Origin of the sequence: Pseudofrankia sp. DC12 (genome assembly GCF_000966285.1) — a bacterium.
In the GTDB taxonomy this organism is placed as follows: domain Bacteria; phylum Actinomycetota; class Actinomycetes; order Frankiales; family Frankiaceae; genus Pseudofrankia.
This window is the reverse complement of the sequence record NZ_KQ031391.1, coordinates 48,636-68,198: the sequence shown is the minus strand read 5'-3', so window position 1 is coordinate 68,198 and position 19,563 is coordinate 48,636. Positions and strand designations below refer to the sequence as shown.

22 protein-coding genes are annotated in these 19,563 nt (G+C 73.6%); 9 read left to right on the top strand and 13 right to left on the bottom strand.

Annotated elements, in window-relative coordinates; all coding sequences use genetic code 11:
* Positions 1 to 36: 36 nt before the first annotated feature.
* Positions 37 to 897, bottom strand: a complete 861-nt coding sequence (locus tag FRADC12_RS00280; RefSeq protein ID WP_045875111.1) for an LLM class F420-dependent oxidoreductase — start codon at positions 895 to 897, stop codon at positions 37 to 39.
* Between the two features lie 188 nt (positions 898 to 1,085).
* Between FRADC12_RS00280 and FRADC12_RS00275 the strand changes: the two genes are divergently transcribed.
* The 5 genes from FRADC12_RS00275 to FRADC12_RS30745 all read left to right on the top strand — a co-directional run bounded on the left by FRADC12_RS00275 (position 1,086) and on the right by FRADC12_RS30745 (position 3,789).
* Complete coding sequence (locus FRADC12_RS00275; protein WP_502685213.1) at positions 1,086 to 2,105, top strand: alpha/beta fold hydrolase; 1,020 nt, start codon at positions 1,086 to 1,088, stop codon at positions 2,103 to 2,105.
* A 36-nt stretch (positions 2,106 to 2,141) separates the two neighbouring features.
* Entirely contained in the window at positions 2,142 to 2,387 is a 246-nt protein-coding gene (locus tag FRADC12_RS32615) for a hypothetical protein (protein WP_052710591.1), read from the top strand.
* A gap of 82 nt (positions 2,388 to 2,469) precedes the next feature.
* Positions 2,470 to 2,934, top strand: a complete 465-nt coding sequence (locus FRADC12_RS32610; protein ID WP_349305919.1) for an MFS transporter — start codon at positions 2,470 to 2,472, stop codon at positions 2,932 to 2,934.
* Positions 2,931 to 3,638: a helix-turn-helix domain-containing protein gene (locus tag FRADC12_RS00265; RefSeq protein WP_045875110.1), complete on the top strand. Its 708-nt coding sequence runs from the start codon at positions 2,931 to 2,933 to the stop codon at positions 3,636 to 3,638. The genes FRADC12_RS32610 and FRADC12_RS00265 overlap by 4 nt, the downstream gene beginning before the upstream one ends.
* 7 nt (positions 3,639 to 3,645) lie before the next feature.
* Positions 3,646 to 3,789: a hypothetical protein gene (locus FRADC12_RS30745; RefSeq protein WP_157488643.1), complete on the top strand. Its 144-nt coding sequence runs from the start codon at positions 3,646 to 3,648 to the stop codon at positions 3,787 to 3,789.
* Positions 3,790 to 3,878: 89 nt separating this feature from the next.
* Here FRADC12_RS30745 and FRADC12_RS00260 read toward each other — a convergent pair whose 3' ends face one another.
* The 5 genes from FRADC12_RS00260 to FRADC12_RS00240 form a co-directional block, all read right to left on the bottom strand.
* Positions 3,879 to 4,133, bottom strand: a complete 255-nt coding sequence (locus FRADC12_RS00260; protein WP_045875109.1) for an HGxxPAAW family protein — start codon at positions 4,131 to 4,133, stop codon at positions 3,879 to 3,881.
* A gap of 117 nt (positions 4,134 to 4,250) precedes the next feature.
* Positions 4,251 to 5,492 carry a serine hydrolase domain-containing protein gene (locus tag FRADC12_RS00255; RefSeq protein ID WP_232303500.1) on the bottom strand — a complete coding sequence of 414 codons (1,242 nt, stop codon included), beginning with the start codon at positions 5,490 to 5,492 and terminating at the stop codon, positions 4,251 to 4,253.
* Between the two features lie 148 nt (positions 5,493 to 5,640).
* Positions 5,641 to 6,699, bottom strand: coding sequence for a threonine aldolase family protein (locus FRADC12_RS00250; RefSeq protein WP_045875108.1), 1,059 nt, complete (start codon positions 6,697 to 6,699; stop codon positions 5,641 to 5,643).
* 36 nt (positions 6,700 to 6,735) lie between these two features.
* Positions 6,736 to 7,359: a peptide deformylase gene (locus FRADC12_RS00245; RefSeq protein WP_045875107.1), complete on the bottom strand. Its 624-nt coding sequence runs from the start codon at positions 7,357 to 7,359 to the stop codon at positions 6,736 to 6,738.
* Between the two features lie 99 nt (positions 7,360 to 7,458).
* Positions 7,459 to 9,273, bottom strand: coding sequence for a RyR domain-containing protein (locus FRADC12_RS00240; protein ID WP_045875106.1), 1,815 nt, complete (start codon positions 9,271 to 9,273; stop codon positions 7,459 to 7,461).
* Between the two features lie 254 nt (positions 9,274 to 9,527).
* Between FRADC12_RS00240 and mce the strand changes: the two genes are divergently transcribed.
* Positions 9,528 to 9,953, top strand: a complete 426-nt coding sequence (gene mce / locus FRADC12_RS00235) for a methylmalonyl-CoA epimerase (protein WP_045875105.1) — start codon at positions 9,528 to 9,530, stop codon at positions 9,951 to 9,953.
* A gap of 298 nt (positions 9,954 to 10,251) precedes the next feature.
* Here the strand turns inward: mce and metK are convergent, their stop codons facing one another.
* The 3 genes from metK to FRADC12_RS00220 all read right to left on the bottom strand — a co-directional run bounded on the left by metK (position 10,252) and on the right by FRADC12_RS00220 (position 12,915).
* Entirely contained in the window at positions 10,252 to 11,505 is a 1,254-nt protein-coding gene (metK, locus tag FRADC12_RS00230) for a methionine adenosyltransferase (protein WP_045875104.1), read from the bottom strand.
* Positions 11,506 to 11,933: 428 nt separating this feature from the next.
* The gene (locus FRADC12_RS00225) at positions 11,934 to 12,344 is read right to left on the bottom strand and encodes a nitroreductase/quinone reductase family protein (protein WP_045875103.1); all 411 of its coding nucleotides are present in this window, start codon (positions 12,342 to 12,344) and stop codon (positions 11,934 to 11,936) included.
* 142 nt (positions 12,345 to 12,486) lie between these two features.
* Positions 12,487 to 12,915, bottom strand: a complete 429-nt coding sequence (locus FRADC12_RS00220; protein WP_232303499.1) for a pyridoxamine 5'-phosphate oxidase family protein — start codon at positions 12,913 to 12,915, stop codon at positions 12,487 to 12,489.
* A 454-nt stretch (positions 12,916 to 13,369) separates the two neighbouring features.
* Between FRADC12_RS00220 and FRADC12_RS00215 the strand changes: the two genes are divergently transcribed.
* A complete protein-coding gene (locus FRADC12_RS00215) occupies positions 13,370 to 14,278 on the top strand; it encodes a Dyp-type peroxidase (protein WP_045875102.1) in 909 nt (302 codons plus the stop codon).
* Positions 14,279 to 14,327: 49 nt separating this feature from the next.
* Positions 14,328 to 14,801 carry a nuclear transport factor 2 family protein gene (locus FRADC12_RS00210; RefSeq protein WP_045875101.1) on the top strand — a complete coding sequence of 158 codons (474 nt, stop codon included), beginning with the start codon at positions 14,328 to 14,330 and terminating at the stop codon, positions 14,799 to 14,801.
* Between the two features lie 14 nt (positions 14,802 to 14,815).
* Here the strand turns inward: FRADC12_RS00210 and FRADC12_RS00205 are convergent, their stop codons facing one another.
* From FRADC12_RS00205 to FRADC12_RS00195, 4 genes are all read right to left on the bottom strand, one after another.
* On the bottom strand, positions 14,816 to 15,655 hold the full coding sequence (locus tag FRADC12_RS00205; protein WP_084010357.1) for a DUF427 domain-containing protein: 840 nt from the start codon (positions 15,653 to 15,655) through the stop codon (positions 14,816 to 14,818).
* Between the two features lie 86 nt (positions 15,656 to 15,741).
* The gene (locus tag FRADC12_RS34660) at positions 15,742 to 16,611 is read right to left on the bottom strand and encodes an AMP-binding protein (RefSeq protein WP_283215135.1); all 870 of its coding nucleotides are present in this window, start codon (positions 16,609 to 16,611) and stop codon (positions 15,742 to 15,744) included.
* Entirely contained in the window at positions 16,554 to 17,552 is a 999-nt protein-coding gene (locus FRADC12_RS34655; protein ID WP_283215111.1) for an AMP-binding protein, read from the bottom strand. Before FRADC12_RS34655 ends, FRADC12_RS34660 begins: the two co-directional genes overlap by 58 nt.
* Before the next feature lie 74 nt (positions 17,553 to 17,626).
* Positions 17,627 to 18,160: a cupin domain-containing protein gene (locus tag FRADC12_RS00195; RefSeq protein WP_045875100.1), complete on the bottom strand. Its 534-nt coding sequence runs from the start codon at positions 18,158 to 18,160 to the stop codon at positions 17,627 to 17,629.
* A gap of 137 nt (positions 18,161 to 18,297) precedes the next feature.
* Here FRADC12_RS00195 and FRADC12_RS00190 point away from each other — a divergent pair, with 137 nt between their 5' ends.
* Positions 18,298 to 19,551 carry an amidohydrolase family protein gene (locus tag FRADC12_RS00190; protein ID WP_045875099.1) on the top strand — a complete coding sequence of 418 codons (1,254 nt, stop codon included), beginning with the start codon at positions 18,298 to 18,300 and terminating at the stop codon, positions 19,549 to 19,551.
* Positions 19,552 to 19,563 lie beyond the last annotated feature (12 nt).

Below are 19,563 nucleotides of genomic sequence, written 5' to 3'. Positions count from 1 at the left end.
GCGGAGATCACCCCGCCCCCGGGCGGCGCGTCCGGCTCAGCCGAGCAGGGCGGGCGCCAGCCGGCGCCACTCCTCGGTGGGGAAGGAGTTGTCGGCGTTGAGGACCTGCACGCAGACATGGTCGGCGCCGGCGGCCCGGTGCTCACCGACCCGCTGCGCGATCGCCGCCTCGTCGCCGACGGCGATCGTCGCGTCGACGATGCGGTCGCTGACCTCGGTGATGTCGTCGTCGGTGAAACCGAGCCGGCGCAGGCTGTTCGCGTAGTTCGGCAGCTGGAGGTACCCGGCGAGGAACTTCCGCCCGATCGTGAGCCCGGCCGCCCGGTCGTCGGTCAGCACGACGGTCTGCTCCGGGGCGAGCAGCGGCCCGGCGCCCAGCGCGGCGCGGGTGGACGCGGTGTGCTCCGGCGTGACCAGGTACGGGTGCGCGCCACCGGACCGCGTCCGCGCGACCTCCAGCATCTTCGGGCCGAGGGCGGCGAGCACCCGGTCGGCCACCGGGACCGGCGGCGACGCCGCGTCGAGGGCGTCCAGGAAGCCCGTCATCGCGCGCAGTGGCAGCCGGTACCGGCCCGCCTCCTGCTGGTCGATGAGCGGGGCGTGGCTCACCCCGATGCCTAGTAGCAGCCGGTCGCCGAACTTCTCGACCAGCGCCGCCCGGCCGGCGGCGACGTCGGCCGGCTCGTGCATCCACAGGTTCAGGATGCCGGTGGCGATCACCGCCCGCCGGGACGCGCCCAGCAGGTTCTCCAACGCGTCGAACACCGGGCCGCCCATGTCGGGTATCCACAGCGCCCGGTAGCCCAGGTCGTCGAGCTCGGCCGCGGCCGCCGCCGCGGCGGCCGGGTCGCCGAACCGCAGCTGGCTGCTCCAGATGCCGACGCCGTCCAGCTTCATCCGCCACGCCCCTCTGCCTCGTCCGCTGTGTCTGATCGCTGTGCCCGATGGTTGTGCCCGGTTCGCCTGAGCACCTGACCGTCACTGTGACCGTATCGAGCGGGTCGCCAGCGCGGCCCCTGGGACCGCATCGATGTCAACGAACGATGACTTGTGGTTTGCTGGGAGATCGAGGGAGGGGGTGGCCGGTGAGCGTCCAGGAGCAGGACCCGGGCCCGCGCGGCGACGGCGGGGTCCTCCACGGCCCACGGCCGGCGGCGGCGACCAGCTTCACGGCCGATGGGCTGCGGTTCGCCGGGGACCGCTGGGATCCGCCGGCCGGCGCGCCCCGCCACGGCGTCGTGCTGCTTCTGCACGGTGGCGGCCAGACCCGGCACTCGTGGCGGCGCACCGGCGAGCGGCTCGCCGAGCTCGGCTGGTCGGCCGTCGCCGTCGACGCCCGTGGCCACGGCGACACCGACTGGGACCCGGCCCAGGACTACAGCCACCACGCGATGGCCGACGACCTGGACGCGATCGTCACCCAGCTCGGCGAGCCGCCGGTGCTGGTAGGGGCGTCGATGGGTGGCATCACGGCGCTGCTGGCCCAGGCCCGCACGCCGTCGCTGGGCCGGGCCCTCGTGCTGGTCGACATCACCCCCCGGCTGGAGCCCGCCGGCATCAGGCACATCTTCGAGTTCATGTCGTCCGCGCCGGCGGGTTTCGCGAGCCTGGAGGACGCGGCGGCGGCGATCGCCGCCTACAACCCGAACCGGCAGAAGCCGGCCAGCCTCTCCGGGCTGCGGAAGAACCTGCGGCTACGGGACGGCCGCTGGTACTGGCACTGGGACCCGGCCTTCATGAAGATCCGTGACGAGGCTCGCCGCGAGCTCGGCGACACGGTCCTGCCCGGTGCGGATCGGCCCGGCCTGTTCGCCGGCGCGGCGGACATGACCGCCCAGGAGTTCGCCGCCGAGGCCGAGAAGACGCTGCAGACCGACCGGCTGCGCGCCGCGGCCCGCTCGATTCGCGTCCCCGCGCTGCTGGTGCGCGGCAAGCAGTCGGACATCGTCAGCGAAGAGGGCGTGGCCGAGCTGCTGGAGCTCATCCCGCACGCCGAGTACGTCGATGTCACCGGCGCCGGCCACATGGTCGCCGGCGACGACAACGACGTCTTCGCCGGCCGCCTCGGCGAGTTCCTCACCCGTCTGCCAGCCGTGAACAGCTGACCAGCGCTACGCCGGTCCGTCCAGTTCGAGGTCCGCGTGCCCGATGTCGAGCTCGACGCGGGCCGCGACGAACCGGGTGATGCCGAGCTGCAGCGGGGTGCCGTCGGCCAGCGCGGCGACGGCCTGCGTTACCTGACCCCGGTGCCGGTGCTGGTCAGTAACGGTGCCGTGGTCTTCATGGGCTTCGGCCTGTTCGGCATCGTCTCGCTGATCATCCGGCTGGTCGAGACGCCGCTGTCCGCCGGCTACGGCTTCGGCGGGGGAGTCGGCCGGCCGGTCTGATGATCATGCCGCTGTCGGTCGGGACGCTGGTCGCGGCCCGGGCCGCGCGGGTGGTCGAGCGCGGTTCGGCACGGCGTCCGTACTGCTGCTCGGTGGCCTGCTGGTCGCGACGGCCGGCTTCGGCCTGGCCGCCGAGCGCGACCACCTCGTCGAGATCTGCCTCGCGACGGCGCTGATGGGCACGGGCGTCGGGACGTCGTTCGCCGCCATGCCGACGCTTATCATCACCCACGTGCCGCTGACCGAGACCGGCAGCGCGACGAGCTTCAACCAGGCCCTGCTGGTGGTGGGAGGGTCGATGGGCAGTGCCCTGGTCGCCTCGCTGCTCGCCGGCTTCACGCCGGCCGGCGGCCTGCTGCCGCGCGACACGGGCTACATGGTGGCGTTCCTGCTGCTAGGCGCCGTGAGCCTCGTCGGCGGCCTGCTGGGCCTCGCGCGGCGCCGGGGCCGTGCCTCGACCAGTCCGGCACCGGCGGGCGCGCTGGCCGCGGTCCTGCCGGTCCAGGTCGCGTCGAACCCCGCGACCGGCCCGGCGGCGGCCGCGTGACCCCCGCCGGCCCGGCCGTGGACGCGGCGTCCCGGCGCCGGGACGCCGGGCGCAGCCGGGCCCGGCTGCTCGCCGCCGCCGCCGAGCTGTTCGCCGAACGTGGCTACACCGGCACGGCGCTGCGGGCCGTCGCCGAGCGGGCCGGCGTCGACGCCGCCCTGATCGCCCGGTACTACGGCGGCAAGGATGGCCTCTACCAGGCGGTCCTCGCCGCCGATCCTGTCGTCGGTGCCGCCAGGGAGGCTGCCGGCGGAGCTGCCCACCCGGGCGTCGCCGCGCCGGTCACGGCGGGTGAGGGCGACGCCGGCCCGGCCCGGCCCGGCCCGTCCGCCGACGGCCGGCAGGACGAGGGCGGTCAGGACGCGGACGTCGCGCTCGCCGAGCTGCTCGCCCGGATGGTCGAGCGGTGGGGCGACGGGCCGGCGAGCACGGTCGGCCAGAACGTCTTCCGCTGCGACCTGGACGAGGCCGCCCGGGCCGCGACCGCCGCCCGGCTGGCCCAGCAGGTGCTACCGGTGCTGCGGGCGGCCGGGGCTCGGGACGACGCCGCGCCCGACACCGAGCTGCGCGCCGAGCTCGCCGCGATGGTGCTGATCGGGGTCGGCGCCGCCAGGACCGCTGGCACGCTGCCGGCGCTGGCCGCCGCCGAGCCGGCGCGGCTCGCCGACCTCGTCAGAGAGCTGCTCGACGCCCTGCTCGGCTGACCGCCGGATGGACACGGCGATGGCCGAGGGCTTCCAGTTCGTCGCCATGGCCCGCGCGCTGCTGCGTGAGCCCGACCTGGTCAACCGGCTGCGGGGACGACAACCAGCCGCGGGCACGGACCGGCCGGGCGCGCGAAAGCGGCCGGCATGACGAAGCGGCCCGTGCTCCGGGCGTGGGGCACGGGCCGCTTCGGACGCGTGGTTCCAAGACCGCCGGGCTTCGACGCCGGCGGCCGGGACTCAGGCGGAGATCTCGCGGCGGTCGCGCCCGCCGATCGGCCACAGGTCGCGGCTGGCCGCCTCGTCGACGTCCTCCATGATCCCGGTGGCCAGGGCGATGACGGCACCGAGGACCACCACGGCGGCCCCGATGATCGAGACCGGCCAGGACGCCAGGCAGACGCCGAACGTCCCGACGACGGTGCCGATGGTGATGACCGCGACCATCACCCAGGACAGGGGCTTGGCGCGGTGCGCCTCGTGCGTGTCGCTCACCAGTGGACCCTCCGTGCGTGCCTGCGCCAGGTGGGCGGTCGTCCGCCCTGCGCCGATGCTATCGGGCCGGCGCCGCCCGCAGGCAGGCGCCGTGACCGCCGCCTCGCGCGCGGCCCGTCACTGGGGGAGCGGCGCGAGCCCGAGGCAGTCTCGCAGCGTGTTCTCCACCGCGGTCGAGCGGGCGTGGTCACCCATCGAGCCGGTCAGGAAGGCGTAGGCGTAGCGGCCGTCCCGGCTGGCCCAGCCGAGGCTGCCACCCAGCCCGCCCATGCCGAACCCGTCGTCGTCGACGCCGAAGCCGAGCCCCCAGGCGTTCGCCCCGCCCATCACCCGGTCGACACCCGAGCACTGGGCCGTCGACGCCTCGGCGAGCAGGCCCGGCCCGAGCAGCCGCCCGGACAGCAGCGCCGCGTACAGCCCGGCGACGGCGCGCGCCGTCCCGTGGCCGTTGACCGCCGGGATCTCGGCGGCCCGCAGCCGCGCGCTGTTCACGACAGCACCGTCCTGGACGCCCGGCGGGTTCCCGACCGCGCGCCGGTAGGTCTCGGGGCGGGTGGCCGCCGTCCGCGCGCGGAAGTCGGCGTCCAGGCCGGTGAGCTCGACACACCGCCGCTGCTGCGCCGGCCCGAGGCCGACGGCGAAGTCCAGGCCCAGCGGCCCGCACACCTGGGCGCGCAGGAACTCCCCGAGCCCCCGCCCGTCGACGCGGCGGACCAGCTCGCCGACGAGGTGGCCGTAGAACAGCGCGCTCTCGCCGTGCGCGGTGCCCGGCGTCCACAGCGGCGCGGTGGCGGCGAGCTCGGCGCAGATCAGCTCCCAGTCGAACAGCGCCGCGGTCGGCAGCCGCGTCTCCAACGCCACCAGGCCGGCCTGGTGGGCGAGCACATGGCGGACCGTCGCCGGCGCGGTGAAGCCGGGCCAGTAGTGGCTGACCCGCGCTTCGAGGTCGAGCTGGCCGCGTTCGACGAGCAGCAGCGCGCAGACGGCCGCGAACGGCTTCGTCACCGAGTACGGCATGACGATGCTGTCGCGGTCCCACCCGGTCGTGCCGGCGGCGTCGGCCCGGCCGCCCCACAGGTCGACGACCCAGGCCCCGTCGTGCCAGGCGGCGACGGCAGAGCCCGTGCCGGTCGCCTCGGCCAGCACCCGCTCGAACGCCGCCCGCACCGCCTCGAAGCCCCGTGCGACCGTGCCCCGCGCGACCGCGTGCAGCCCAGCGGCGCCGGGCCCGCCCGGGTCCTGCGCCGGGGTGCCCTGCGCGTCCGTGCCCTGCGCGTCCGTGCCCTGCGCGTCCGTGTCCTGCGCGTTCGGGCCCGCCGGGACCGTGCCGTCCGGGGACGCGGGCGCAGGAGACGTCATGAGGGCGATTCTGCGGCCGAAACGGCGCGCCGGACCCGTTTCCGCCGACCTGGCGCGTGCCGTGGCCGTCCCAGGCCCGGCCCGCTGGCCCGTTCAGGCGCGCTGGGCCGTCACTCCGTGGCGCAGCCCCGGCCACGCGGCCCGGTGGTCAGCCGGCGAGCAACCGGGCGAGGACGTCGCCGGCCGCGCGGATGTCCGCGTCGTCCACGTCCAGGTGGGTCAGGAGGCGGACCTCGCGGGGCCCGGAGGCGCCGACGAGAACCCCCTGCTCCCGAGCCCGGGCCAGGAAGGTGGTTGCGTCGTCGACCCGTAGGAAGATCATGTTGGTGTCGACGTGCTTCGGCTCGACGCAGCCGGGCGCGGCGTCGGCGAGCACCGCGGCCAGGGCCGCGGCCCGCCGGTGGTCGTCGGCCAGCCGGTCCAGGTGGTGGCGCAGCGCGTACAGACCCGCGGCGGCGAGCACCCCGGCCTGGCGCATCCCGCCGCCGAGCCGCTTGCGCCACACCCGGGCCCGGGCGACGGGCGCCGCGTCGCCGACGACGAGCGACCCGACCGGCGCGCCCAGCCCCTTCGACAGGCACACCGACAGCGTCCCGAACAGCTGGCCCAGCTGGCTCGGCTCGACGCCGAGGCCGACCGCGGCGTTCCAGAGCCGGGCGCCGTCGCAGTGCAGCACCACCTCGGCGGCGTCCGTGATGGCGCGCAGCCGCTCCAGCCGCTCCACGGGCAGGATGCGGCCCCCGCCGCGGGCCCAGGTGTCCTCCACGGCGACCACGCTCGTCGCCACCATCGAATGGCTCACCGGTGCCGGCCGCGGCCGGGTCGGCCAGGTGCGGGCGCCGGGCCGGATCTGCTCGGCGATCACCGCCGGGTCCAGGTCCAGGGCGAGGCCCGTGAGCGTCCGGGTCTGCACGCCGCCGAGCACGGCCAGCCCGCCCAGCTCATAGGTGACGACATGCGCCTCGGCGTCCGCGAGCACCTCGGTGCCGAACTCGGCGTTCGCGCGCAGCGCGCAGAAGTTGCCCATCGTCCCGCTCGGCACGAACAGCGCCGCCTCATGCCCGAGCAGACCGGCGCCGTACTCCTCCAGCGCCCGGACCGACGGGTCCTCGCCGTAGACGTCGTCACCGACCTCGGCGGCGGCCATCGCCCGGCGCATCCCGTCCGTCGGCTGGGTCACCGTGTCGCTGCGCAGGTCGATGGTCATGCCTTGGCACGATACGGAAACCGGCAGGCCGTCCGGTCAGCGGCGGCGCAGGGCGCTGAGGAAACCGCCCGGCCCGTCGGCGCCGTCGCCGGCGGGATCCGGCGTGACGAAGGCCGCGTCGCGCAGCGCCCGCTGCGCCGAGCGGCGGGTCAGGCCGGTCAGCCGGTCGAGGTAAAGGGTGCCGGCGAGATGGTCGGTCTCGTGCTGCAGGCAGCGCGCCAGCAGGCCCGTGCCGGCGTACTCGACCGGGTCGCCGGCCGCGTCGACGCCGCGGACCGCCGCGGCCGCCGCCCGGGCCGTCGCGTAGTGCAGGCCGGGGATCGACAGGCAGCCCTCCTGGTCCTGCTGCTCACCCGGGCCGAGCTCCAGCACCGGGTTCGCGACGACCCGCGGCAGGCGCCCGCGCGGCCGGTCCGCGGCCTGCGGGTCGGTCTCGTCCTCGTGCCGGTCGGGCCGGTTCGGCTGCCAGTCGGTGTCGAAGACGAACAGCCGCAGCCCGACGCCGACCTGCGGCGCGGCGAGCCCCACCCCGGGCGCCGCGTACATCGTCTCGATCATGTCGTCGACAAGGCGGCGCAGTTTGGCGTCGAAGATCGTCACCGGCTCGGCGGGCGTGCGCAGCACCGGGTCGCCGAGCACCCTGATCGGCAGGACCGTCACGCGGCCGGCCCGGGACGCGGTCCAACGGGCGCGCCTGGCTGCGCGCGGCGGGTAGCTGGCACGGGGGAGTTCGTCACGCGAGCGCAGTCCTCGGTGGTGTCAGCCGGCCGTGGCCGGGGTCGGGAACCGGACCACACGGTAGCCGGCGCCGGAGAGCAGCTCCGGGATCAGCCGCACCATCTGGGCGTCCTTCTCCTTCGTCTCCGCCGACAGCTCGTCGTACGGCCGGATGTCCGGATGCAACAGCCTGTCGTTGTCCCGGACCTCGCCGAAGGTCCAGCCGTGCGCGACCCGGTTGTGCATCCAGCGCTCATGCTCCCACCGGGACAGCCGGTCCACCTCGTCGGGCGTGAACGCGAACTCCTCGCCCCCGGAGTCCATCCGCGCGCTGGCGCAGCCGATCAGGCGCAGCTTGGTCTCGATGTCGCGGGCCTGGTCGTAGTTGTTCGACCGGTACTTCTCCGGCAGGTTCTCCCACGCGACCAGCGCCTCGTTGTCGTCGCGCACCTCGCCGGTCTCCAGCCGCTGCCGGCAGTAGTCCTGGTGGATCGCCTCCGCCCACGCCTCCAGCCGGTCGTCGGGCGCGTCGTCCGGGTCGCACGCCCGCTCCCGCTCGGGAAAGAAGTCGAGATCGTCGTAGAGGGCGGCCATCGGGCCTTGCCTTTCCGCGCTGCCCGGGCGGAGCGCCTCGCCCAGTGGGCTCATCCGGTCGACCCGGACCACCACCGACCGGCGCGTCGGTGGCCGGGATGTCGCGAGCGCCTTGCGCAGCGCCAGCTCGGCGTCCGCGTAGCAGACGAAGATCTGGGTGACGTAGGCGCCGGGAAGGCTGGGGTGGACGAGCTGGTCGAGCCCGAGGGCGTCCACATCGCTCTCCTCGTGGGCGAGGTCGAGCATGTTTTCAACGACGGCATATCGCCGGCAGAGCCGGTCGACGAGGACTGTCGCGTGCTCGTCGACGACGACGACCGGAAGCCGCGCCGCGCCGTGCCCGAGCGCCCGGTGCCTGCGGCGGGCCATCTCCACGATCAGCTCGCGCCCGAACGTGGACAGCCCGGCCACCACGACCGGCTCCGCGCCGACCGGGTCCCAGCGGGGCTGGACCTCGTCGAGCAGCAGCCGGGCCCCCAGCCGGGCCGGGTTGTAGAACTCGATGGTGACCGGGTCGCTCGGCGGGCGGCGCAGCAGCAGCATCCACATCGCGTCGAGCACGTCCGGGTCGGACTCCTCGACGAGGCAGCGCAGCGGGCTGGCCCCGGCGCGGCCCGCCGCCCTGGCGACGGTCTGGGCGGCGGTGACGACGGCGCCGTTGTGCCCGGTCGCCGGGCCGGTGACGTAGAGCCGCTGGGCCCGCCCGACGCCGGCCGAGCGCAGCAGCGCCTCGTTGGCCGGGTCGCCGACGAGCACCGTCACCCCGTCACCGCCGACCAGGTCGACCAGGTCCGCCCTCCCGTGCTCGGCGACGAGTACCACCCGAATCCGGGCCGCCCGCAGCTTCGCCACCAGCGCGAGCGCGCCCGGACCGGAGCCGCACACGACGACATGGCCGCTGGCGAGGCGGGCCCGCAGCCGGGCCGTCGGCAGCACCAGCACGTCCGCGAGCGCGTAGAGCGTCGCCGCCGGCGCCAGGAACCGGGCTACCTGCAGCGGGACGGAGAGGGCGGTGTCGGGCAGGGCGGGCGGCTGGAAGACGAACAGGCCGAGCGCGCCGTACAACAGGTCCAGGAAATGGTTCCCGAAAGAGCCGGGGACGTGCGCGGCCCGGTCCATTCGCCACTGGCCCAGGATGCCGAGCGCGACCGCCGCGGCGGCGGCCAGCGTGCACAGCAGCCGCCATGCCCGTGGCCCGACGACCAGACCGCGCACCGCCGTGCGCGCGGCATTCCCGCGCTGTCGGTGCCTGCTGCCGTCCACCGTGCTCCTTCGATGCTCCTTCGGGCCCTGCTCCTTCGATTGGCCGCGCGACCGAACATTATGCCCGCGGAGTCCGGTTCGGCCCAGTGCCGCGACATCCGATTGCCGACAGGAGCAGCCCGAACGGGTCGGATGCGGCGTCCTGCGAAATAGCGCGGCGAAGACCAGCGGAAAGGGTGCGGACGGCGCGGTAGTCGCGCGTGTCACGCCGGCAACGGTGGACTGCGCCGACGGCGCCGGGAGACGCTACCGGCGTGCTGACGAGGATCGATCACGTCGGGATTGCGGTGGCCTCCCTTGCGGACACCATCCCGATCTACGAGCAGGCCTTCAACCTGAAGTGCGTGCACCAGGAGACCAACGACCGCCAGGGCGTGCGCGAGGCGATGCTGCTCGTCCATGACGGGGACACCGGCGGCTCCTATGTCCAGCTGCTCGAGCCGATCCGCGACGACACCCCGGTGGGCAAGTTCCTGGCCAAGCGTGGCCCGGGCATCCACCACATCGCCTACGGCGTCCACGACATCGACGCGGCGCTGGCCTCGCTCACCGTCAGCGGCTTCGACCTGGTGAACAAGACGCCGGTGCACGGCACCTCGGACAGCCGGATCGCGTTCATCCACCCGAAAGGCCTCGGTGGCGTCCTGACCGAGCTCGTCGAGGCCGCCGGCCGCCACTGACCCCCCGCCGTCAAACCCACCCGGACCGCACACTCGGGACCCACCCGGACGGGTGGGGAGACGCGAAGCGCCAAACCCGCCGCCCACACAGCGGAACGCACCATCGTCCTGGCCCTGGACAGGCGCCCGCCCTCGTTCCTTTTCGCCAACCATCGCAAAAGGCTGGGAGGGGCGCGAAGCGCCGAACCCGGAAGCCGTCCAGCGGGCGCGCAAGCGCCCTTCTGGACGGCTTCCATTGACGGCCGCCGGCCCGGGCGAGGTTGCATCCCCCGGGCCGGCGGCTCCCCAGCGGTGTCTTCTAGATGCCCGTGGCAGCGCGCAGGGCGGCGGCGCGGTCGGACCGCTCCCAGGTGCAGTCGGGCAGCGGGCGGCCGAAGTGGCCGTACGCGGCGGTCTGCCGGTAGACCGGGCGCAGCAGGTCGAGGTCGCGGATGATCGCTGCCGGGCGGAGGTCGAAGACCTCGCCCACGGCACGCTGGATCACCTCGGGGGAGACCTGCTCGGTCCCGAACGTCTCGACGAAGAGGCCGACCGGCTCGGCCTTGCCGATCGCGTACGCGACCTGCAGCTCCACCCGGCGGGCGAGGCCGGCCGTCACCACGTTGCGGGCCACCCAGCGCAGCGCGTAGGCCGCCGACCGGTCGACCTTCGACGGGTCCTTGCCCGAGAACGCCCCGCCGCCGTGGCGCGCCGACCCGCCGTAGGTGTCAATAATGATCTTGCGGCCGGTGAGGCCCGCGTCGGCCGCGGGGCCGCCGAGCTCGAAGCGGCCGGTCGGGTTCACCAGCAGCCGGTAGCCGTCGACCTCCAGTCCGGCCCGGCCGCCGAGCTCCTCGGCGAGGCGCTTGAGCTCCGGCTCGACGACGTGGGCGCGGATGTCCGGGGCGAGCCGGCCGTCGAGGTCCAGTCCCGGCTCGTGGTGGGCCGAGACGACGACCGTGTCCAGCCGCGCCGGCCGGTCGCCGTCGTACTCGATCGTCACCTGGGTCTTGCCGTCCGGGCGCAGGTACGGCAGGGACTGGTCGTGCCGGACGGCGGCGAGCCGGATCGCCAGCCGGTGCGCGAGCGTGATGGGCAGCGGCATCAGGGCGGGTGTCTCGTCGCTGGCGTAGCCGAACATGATTCCCTGGTCGCCGGCGCCCTGGCGGGAGAGGTCGTCGGCCCGGCTATTGGTCCCGCGCGCGCCGCGCTGGGCTGACGGTCCCAGCCCGGTACGGGTCTCGTAGGCGTTGTCGACACCCTGGGCGATGTCCAGCGACTGCTGGCCGATGGACACCAGCACGTCGACCTTCGCCGCGTCGAAGCCGGTCGCCGCGTCATACCCGATGTCGGCGAGCGTGCGCCGCACCGTGCCGACGACGTCCACGTCGGCGTCGCTCGTCACCTCGCCGGCGACGTGCACCCTCCCGTTCGCGACGAGCGTCTCGACCGCCACCCGGGACCACCGGTCGGCGGCCAGATAGGCGTCCAGCAGGGCGTCGCTGACCTGGTCGGCCGCTTTGTCGGGATGGCCCTCGGTAACGGATTCGGACGTGAAAAGGCGCCTGGACATAAAACCTTCCTTCGGCCGGTGGGACAGCGCTGTCAGGTGCCCATCGTCACCCCGGCCACCCGCCTGGCCTGGGATTCGTCACGGCCCGGTCTCGGGTTCGTCAGCCCGGTCACCGGCGTTCCGCCCACCCGTGCCGAAGCGGCGAGATATACCTCGGTGAAGTGCTATCCCGGGTCGTCTCTCCGGAATGCCCGACCGCCGCCGGCAGGGCTCCGGCAAGAAAGCAATACGCCCTTTTGTCCGTTCTCGCGCTCCACTCGAGAGTGCATTGCGGCCGGCGACTTGGTTGATCCAAGCGTGCGACGCGGGCTCCCGGCGAGCCACCGAAACCAGGGCAGAAGGAGAACATGCCGGAGCCCGGCCGCCGCCGCCGGGGGCCTCCCGCCAGAGGAATCGCGCGACGGCCGTCAGACGGTGCTACGGCTGGCTCAGCCGCGTCGGCGCAGGCGGACCAGCGGGATCTTCCGGTCGCCCGCCTTCTTCTGGTATTCGGCGAAGGTCTGCGACTGCCCGACGAAGCCGGCCCATTCACGGTCGTAGTCGGGCCCGGTGAGCTCGCTGGCAGTGACCGGCACGGTCCCCTGATCGGCGGTCTCGATCGTGGTGTCCGGGTGGGCGACCAGGTTGTGGTACCAGGCCGGGTGCGAGGGCGCTCCGGCGAACGACGCGGCGACGACCCAGCCGTCCCCGGAACGGCGCCCGAGCACCGGGTTCACCCGTTCCACACCGCTCTTCGCCCCGACGCTGTGCAGCAGCACCAGGGCCCGGCCGAAACCACCGGTCGTCACCTCGCCGTGGTTCGCGCGGAACTCGGCAATGACGGTGTCGTTCCAGCTCATCGGAACGCTCCTCGCTCTCGGATGCCAGCACGGGTTCGGACGCCCAACGCCGCGGGCGGGAGAGCACCGCGCCGTCCGGTCGTCCTGGACCGTAACGCCGCGAGCCGCCCAAGCCGTCCCGCGCCACGGCGACGCCCGTCGACTACGCGAACGCCCAGCGGGTCGGCGAGCCGGTGAAGTTGGAGTCGGTGAGGGCGAAGGCGGTGCTGGGGCGCAGCCGGAAGGTCGCGTTGGCGGAGAAGAATGCGACTGGATAGTCGGTCCGGTACTTCGTGTTCACCGCGGCGGTGAACACGGCCGATCGTGGTGGCGCGCGAATCCGGTCGGTACGGCCCTCGACCATGACGGGTTCGGCCGCGTTGTCGGTGGTGAGCGTCGCGAAGGGGCGGATCGAGAGGTTGCGGGCCTTGCGGGACGCCTCGCCGGAGCTGAACCACAGGGCGTCGCCGAGCCAGACGCCCCAGACCGGCATGACATGCGGGCGCCCGTCCGGCCGGACCGTGGCCAGCCAGTAGTCGTGCGACGCGGCCAGTCGTTCGACGCGGCCAGTCGTTCGACCGCCCAGCTCCACGGCAGCAGACCGCCGCCCTCTTCGGCCGGCAGCGTCCCATAGCCCGGCATGTACGGCCTGCTCGCGATCGGTTCCTACTGCCTACCCATGATCGCCCCTCCCCGGCGGGATGTCGGCTCGAGGCCATCATGGCGCGCCGAGCCGCCTGGCGGTCGATATCCGGCGGATGGTTTGGCAGCCGCCCAGATCTTGCCCAGAGACCTGGGAGTACCCGGCTTCCAGCGGCCACGACGGCCAATCCGCGGCGCCCGGTGCGCTCGGGCCCGATTGCCCGCGCCGACGTCGCCGTGACGATCTCCATGCCCCCGGCGGACCTCGTCGGGCGCTGTGTAGCGTCGGCGCTGGGTGCCCCCGCGCCAGGTGTCCGGGCGTGCGCGGCCGTCGACGCCCCGGGGAGCCCGTGTCGGAACGCGCGCGCGGCCGAAGGCCGCCAGCGGAGGGAGCGGATGGGCACGTGACGCAAGCGGGGATCTTCGGGCTGGGCGCGCCGGAGCACAGCTACCTGGAACTGGACCTCGTCGACGGCGCGTCCGCCGTCGACCTCGTGAAGGCGGTCGCCGGTCTCGCCGGCCCGTTGTCGACCGGTGGCGGCGTCAACCTCGTCGCCGGTTTCCGGCCCGAGCTGTGGGCCGAGGCCGTGGCCGCTGGGCTGCCAGCCGGCGTCACCGGGTTCAACACGCCGATCGTCGGCGCCGACGGCTTCCAGATGCCCGCCACCCAGCATGACGCCTGGCTGTGGATCGCCGGCAGCGATCGGACCACGGTCTACACGAACTCCCGCGACGTGCTCGCCGCGGTCGTCGACGTGGCCACGGTCGCCACCGAGACCGGTGGCTGGGTCTACGCGCACAACCGGGACCTGACCGGCTTCGTCGACGGCACCGAGAACCCGTCGCTGCTGGACGCGCCGGGCGTCGTGATCGTCGCAGACGGGCCCGGTGCCGGCGGCAGCGTTCTCCTCTACCAGAAGTGGACGCACGCCACCGGCAGCTGGGAGGCGCTGCCCGTCGCCGAGCAGGAGAAGGTGATCGGCCGGACCAAGGCCGACAGCGTCGAGCTGGCCGAGGACGTCATGCCGGCGACGTCGCACGTCTCCCGCAACGTGGTCGAGGAGGACGGCGAGGAGCTGAAGATCTTCCGCCGCAACGTCGCGTACGGCACCGCGACCGACCACGGCACGATGTTCGTCGGCTTCGCCGCCCAGCAGCGCATCCTCGACCTGATGCTTCGGCGCATGGCCGGCGCCACCGAGGATGGCCTCCGGGACGCGCTGACCCTCTACACGACCCCGGTCAGCGGCGCCTACTACTTCATCCCCCCGGTCACCGCTCTGGCCGGCTTCGCGCCCGAGGACGACGACTAGGGCACAAGCCGCGCGACTGGGGGACGGCGGCGTCCTAGGCTGACCTGCCATGGAGCCCTGGGAACTGATCGCTCGCGAGCAGGTGCGGGACACTGTCGCCGCCTACAACCACAGCGGCGACCGGTTCCTGCTCGACGAGCTGGCCGCCTGCTTCACTGCCGACGGCGTGCTGGAGTCCAAGGGCTGGGCCGCGCACGGCCGGGCGGAGATCGTGCGGACCCTGTCGGGCGTCCGCGCGACCGAGCCGGCCGCCGCTGACGATGCCGCCGACGGCGACGCGGCCGCCGGCGCGCGCCGGCCGCCGTTCGTCCGGCACTTCGTGACGAACCTGCGGTTCGACGAGGTCACCCCGGAGCGCATTCGAGCGTCGGCCTACTTCGCGGTCCTGACCGCGGCGGGCCTCGACCACTGGGGCCGCTACCGCGACGTGCTGGTTCCCGCCGAGGGACGTTGGCTGTTCGCGCACCGCGTCGTGCGGACCGACGCGATGGTTCCCGACTCACTGTTCCAGCGGCGGGACTGACCCCAGGGCCCGGCTCAGGTGTGGACGCCGTCGACGAAGACGTCGACCTTCTCGTCGTAGAAGCAGACCAGGCCGGCCACCTTGATGCTCTCGGGCAGCGGGGTGCGGTAGATCCAGACGACGTCGTCGTGGACCGCGCCGTCGACCTCGACCGAGAAATACCCGGCGGTGCCCTTGTAGGGGCAGTGGGTGGCCGAGTCGGAGGGGCGCAACAGCTCGGTCTTCACGTCGGTCAGCGGCAGGTAGTACCGGGGCCGCAGGCCGGTCTCGAACAGGACCACCGGGCGGACCGAATCGGCGACCGCCACCCCGCCGATCTCGACGGTCACGTGCCGCGAGCTGGCCATGATGTCGACCCGGTGATACGGGTTGCGCGCGTGGCCGTAGACGATCTCGTCCTCCTCCAGCCAGGTGTCCATCGCGTCCCAGTCGAGGCGGACCAAGCCCTGGAACTCGGGGACCGGGGAGTCGGGGTAGGTGCCGGCCGCGTCCTGCGCCCGGTGGCCGCCGATCACCACGTCGTGGCGGGCTGCGTCGCCCCGGCTCGGTGACCGCACGGTCTTCCCGTTCGGCTCCAGGGTGGCCCGGACGTCCTCGGCGGGCACGTAGTACACGGGGTAGTGCGGGCCCTCCCAGACCAGGACCGGCCGGATCGTGTCGACGACGACGTGGCCGCCGAGCAGCGCCCGGACCCGCTTGTGCGCCTGCTCGGCGTGCACCCGGCCGCGGGCGTTCGCCGCCGACGGCTTGGCCGTGCCGGCCTCCGGCAGCGACCCCGCGCCGGTCGGGCCGGCGGCCGGCGCAGTACGGGTGGTCGAGTCGCTCGTGGTAGCTGAGCCGGTCGTGGTCGTCATGAGTGCCTCATCTCTGCCCTCGTCCGCTCCCTTGCGCAACCGCCGGCCCGCCCGCGTCGTTCCCGCACGACCCTGGCCGGCCCGGTTCAGCCCTTGAGCTCGGGGAACTGGTCGTCACGCCACTCGGCCGCGTCCGGCCCGCCCGCGTCGGAGCGCGCGGTCTCCTGCTCGCGCAGGTCGACCCGGCGGATCTTGCCGGAGATCGTCTTGGGCAGCTCGGCGAACTCCAGGCGGCGGACCCGCTGGAACGGGGTCAGGTGCTCGCGGGCGTACCGCAGGATCGACAGCGCGGTCTCCCGGTCCGGCGGGTGCCCTGCGCTCAGGGTGACGTACGCCTTCGGCACCGCGAGCCGCAGCGGGTCCGGAGCCGGCACGACAGCCGCCTCGGCGACCGCCGGATGCTCGATGAGCACGCTTTCCAGCTCGAACGGGCTGATCTTGTAGTCGGACGCCTTGAACACGTCGTCGGTGCGGCCGATGAAGGTGATGTAGCCGTCCTCGTCGCGGCTGGCGACGTCGCCGGTGTGGAAGAAGCCGCCGGCGTTCGCCTCGGCGTCGCGGGCCGGGTCGTCGGCGTAGCCGGTCATCAGCGGCAGCGGCCGGCCAGCGGGCCGCAGGTCGAGGCAGATCTCGCCCTCGGCCCCGTTCACGGCCCCGGTGAGCGGATCGACGAGCACGACCGGGTAGCCCGGCGACGGACGGCCCATCGAGCCCGGCTTCACCGCCGAACCGGGAGTGTTGCCGACGGCCAGCGTCATCTCGGTCTGGCCGAAGCCGTCGCGGATTGTCAGCCCCCAGGCGGCGCGGACCTGCTCGATGACCTCGGGGTTCAGCGGTTCGCCCGCACCGAGCAGCTCCCGCAGCGCGGCCGGCCGCCCGGCGGACAGGTCGGCCTGGATCAGCATCCGCCATACGGTCGGCGGGGCGCAGAACGACGAGACGGCCTCGGTGCGCAGCTGGCCGAGCAGCGCCGCCGCGTCGAACCGCGCGTGTAGTTGTAGACGAAGATCGTCGCCTCGGCGCTCCACGGCGCGAAGAAGGAGCTCCAGGCGTGCTTGGCCCAGCCCGGTGAGCTGATGTTGAGGTGCACGTCCCCGGGCCGCAGCCCGATCCAGTACATCGTCGTGAGGTGGCCGACCGGGTAGGAGACCTGGGTGTGCTCGACGAGCTTGGGCCGGCTGGTCGTGCCCGAGGTGAAGTAGAGCAACAAGGTGTCGCCCGGCGCGGTCCCGGGATGGCCGACGTTCGGCGCCGCGATCGCGTAGGCGTCCTCGTAGCGCAGCCATCCAGGTTCCGGCACCGCGTCACCGCGCACCACGACCCGCGTCAGCTCGGCCGGGGCGATCCCGGCGGGCGCCAAGCTGCCTGGCGGGAGTGGCGCGCGGGTGGCGTCGCCGGGATCGGCACGCAGGCTGTCGAACTTGGCCCGGCTGGACGCGTCGACGATCACGTGACGGGCGCCGGTGCGGGCGAGGCGCTCGGCGAGGTCGGCCGGGCCGAGCGCGGTCGTCGTCGGCATGATGACCGCGCCCAGCTTCATGATCGCGAGCATCGATTCCCAGAGCTCGACCTGGTTGCCGAGCATGAGCATGACCCGGTCGCCCCGGCTGACCCCGGCCTGGGAGAGCCATCGGGCCACCTGGCTCGACCGGTGGCTCATCTCGGCGTAGGTCAGCGACGCGCGCCGGCCGTCCTCCTCGACGACGACGAGCGCCAGCGCGTCGGGCCGCTCCCGGGCCACCCCGTCGAACCAGTCGACCGCCCAGTTGAAGGTCGCGCCCAAATCCGGCCAGCGGAAGGCCTCGACCGCCCGCTGGTAGTCGTGACCGAGCGCGACCAGCTGGTCGCGGGCCTGCCGGTAGGCCCCGGTCGCCGGGTTCGCCGCCACCTGGCTCATGAACGTGCCTCCTCGACCCCGGGACCGGCCGGGCCCGAGCTGGTGGCTGGTCGTCCGGTCACGCGCGGCCGACGCTACCCGCCGAGGTCGCTACGCGGGTCGTTTCCGGCTGCCGCACCACCGGCGGGACTGCTCGCCCGCGGGCCCGCCTGGTGGTCGGTGCGGGGGGCGAGCCAGCCGGGCCAGGGGACCGGGGGATTGGGCAGCGGCTCGATGCCCCGGGAGGCGAGAAGCTCGGCGAACCCTGCCGGATCGGCCGGGAGCGCGCGTGGGTCCCCGGTCATCACCTCGTAGAGGGTCGCGCCCTCAGGCCCCGCGACCAGGGGGCCGAACGCGGCGCCGTGCTCGAGGGTGAGGTGTGTGCCAGCGGGGCACGGCCGGTCGCCGACGAGCACCTCACCGGCGAGGACGAAGACGAAGTGGTCGCTGCCGTGGCCATGCCGTTCGACGACCATGCCGGGGTCGTAGCGGGCGTAGATGGCCATCCGCTCCGGCGACCACTCCAGGAACTTCTCCCATACCGACACCCGCCGCCCGCCCGGATGGGCCTGCGCCTTCACCTCGTGCCACGGGACATCTCCCACCGAAACGATCTTCAGCTCCGCCATGCCGCCTTACCTCCTGTCCGCGACCCGCTGACAGAGAGAGGGCCGCCGGGTAGCTTGGTGAAAAGTAGCTTTCTGGAAAGCGATCGGCAATCCAGCTCTGATCAGGGCCTCCGCGCCCGGGACCGAGGGGCCGCCCGATGACCGTGACCGACGACAGCACCGCGCCCGGGACCGTCACTCCGGCGCCGGAGGACTTCCCGAAGATCATCTCGGTGGACGACCACATCCTGGAGCCGCGCGAGTTATGGCAGCGCGAGCTCCCGGCGTCGATGCGCGGCCGCGGCCCGAAGGTCGTCCGTGACCGGCTGACGCTGCACTTCTCCGGCGGCCACTACGGCTTCGAGCGCGGCGCCCCCGACGGCCGCTGGTGCGACCTGTGGCTCTACGACGACCTCGTCTACCCGACCGGCCTGCTGCACGCGTCCGCGGGCATCCCACCTGCGGAGGTGAAGAACCTGCCGGCCGTGTACGAGGACTTCCGCCCCGGCACCTACGACCGGGACGCGCGCCTGGCCGACATGGACACCAACCACGTCGAGGCGGCGGTCAACTTCCCGAACACGTTCCCCCGGTTCTGTGGCCAGGGCTTCTCCGAGCGGCCGGACAAGGAGGTCGCGCTCGCCTGCATCCAGATCTACAACGACTGGATGATCGACGAGTGGGCCGGCGGCGCGGGCCGGGGCCGGCTGGTCCCGCTCACCCTCATCCCGCTGTGGGACCCGGCGCTCGCCGCCGCCGAGGTGCGCCGCTGCGCGGCCAAGGGCTCGTACGCGGTGTCGTTCTCGGAGAACCCGAGCAGGCTCGGCTTCGCCTCGATCCACTCCGGCGCCTGGGATGTGCTCTTCGGGGCCTGCGAGGAGACCGGCACGGTCGTAACGATGCACATCGGCTCGTCCTCGACGCTGCCCTCGACGTCGCCGGACGCGCCGCTGGCCGTCAGCATGTCGCTGTCGTCGCAGAACGCCGAGGGCTCGCTGTGCGACTGGATCTTCTCCGGCACGCTCGACCGGTTCCCCGGCCTGACGATCGTCTACGCCGAGAGCCAGGTCGGCTGGATGCCGTACCTGCTGGAGCGGATGGACCTCGTCTGGAAGGGCGACGTCGGCGGCGGCGCCCGGCTGCCGAACCCGCCGAGCAGCTACGTCACGGGGCGCGTCTACGGCTGCCTGTTCGACGACCAGCACGGCCTGCTGTCCCGGGGCGAGGTCGGCCTCGACCAGATCGTCTTCGAGACCGACTACCCGCACACCGACGGCACCTGGCCGAACTCGCTGGCCGTCGCCCACCGGCTGTGCGCTGGCGCCGGCATGACCGCACCGGAGGTCTACAAGTTCGTCCGCGGCAATGCCATCCGCGCCTTCGGCCTGGAACGGTTCGGCATCAAGGAATGAATCCGTAGAGTC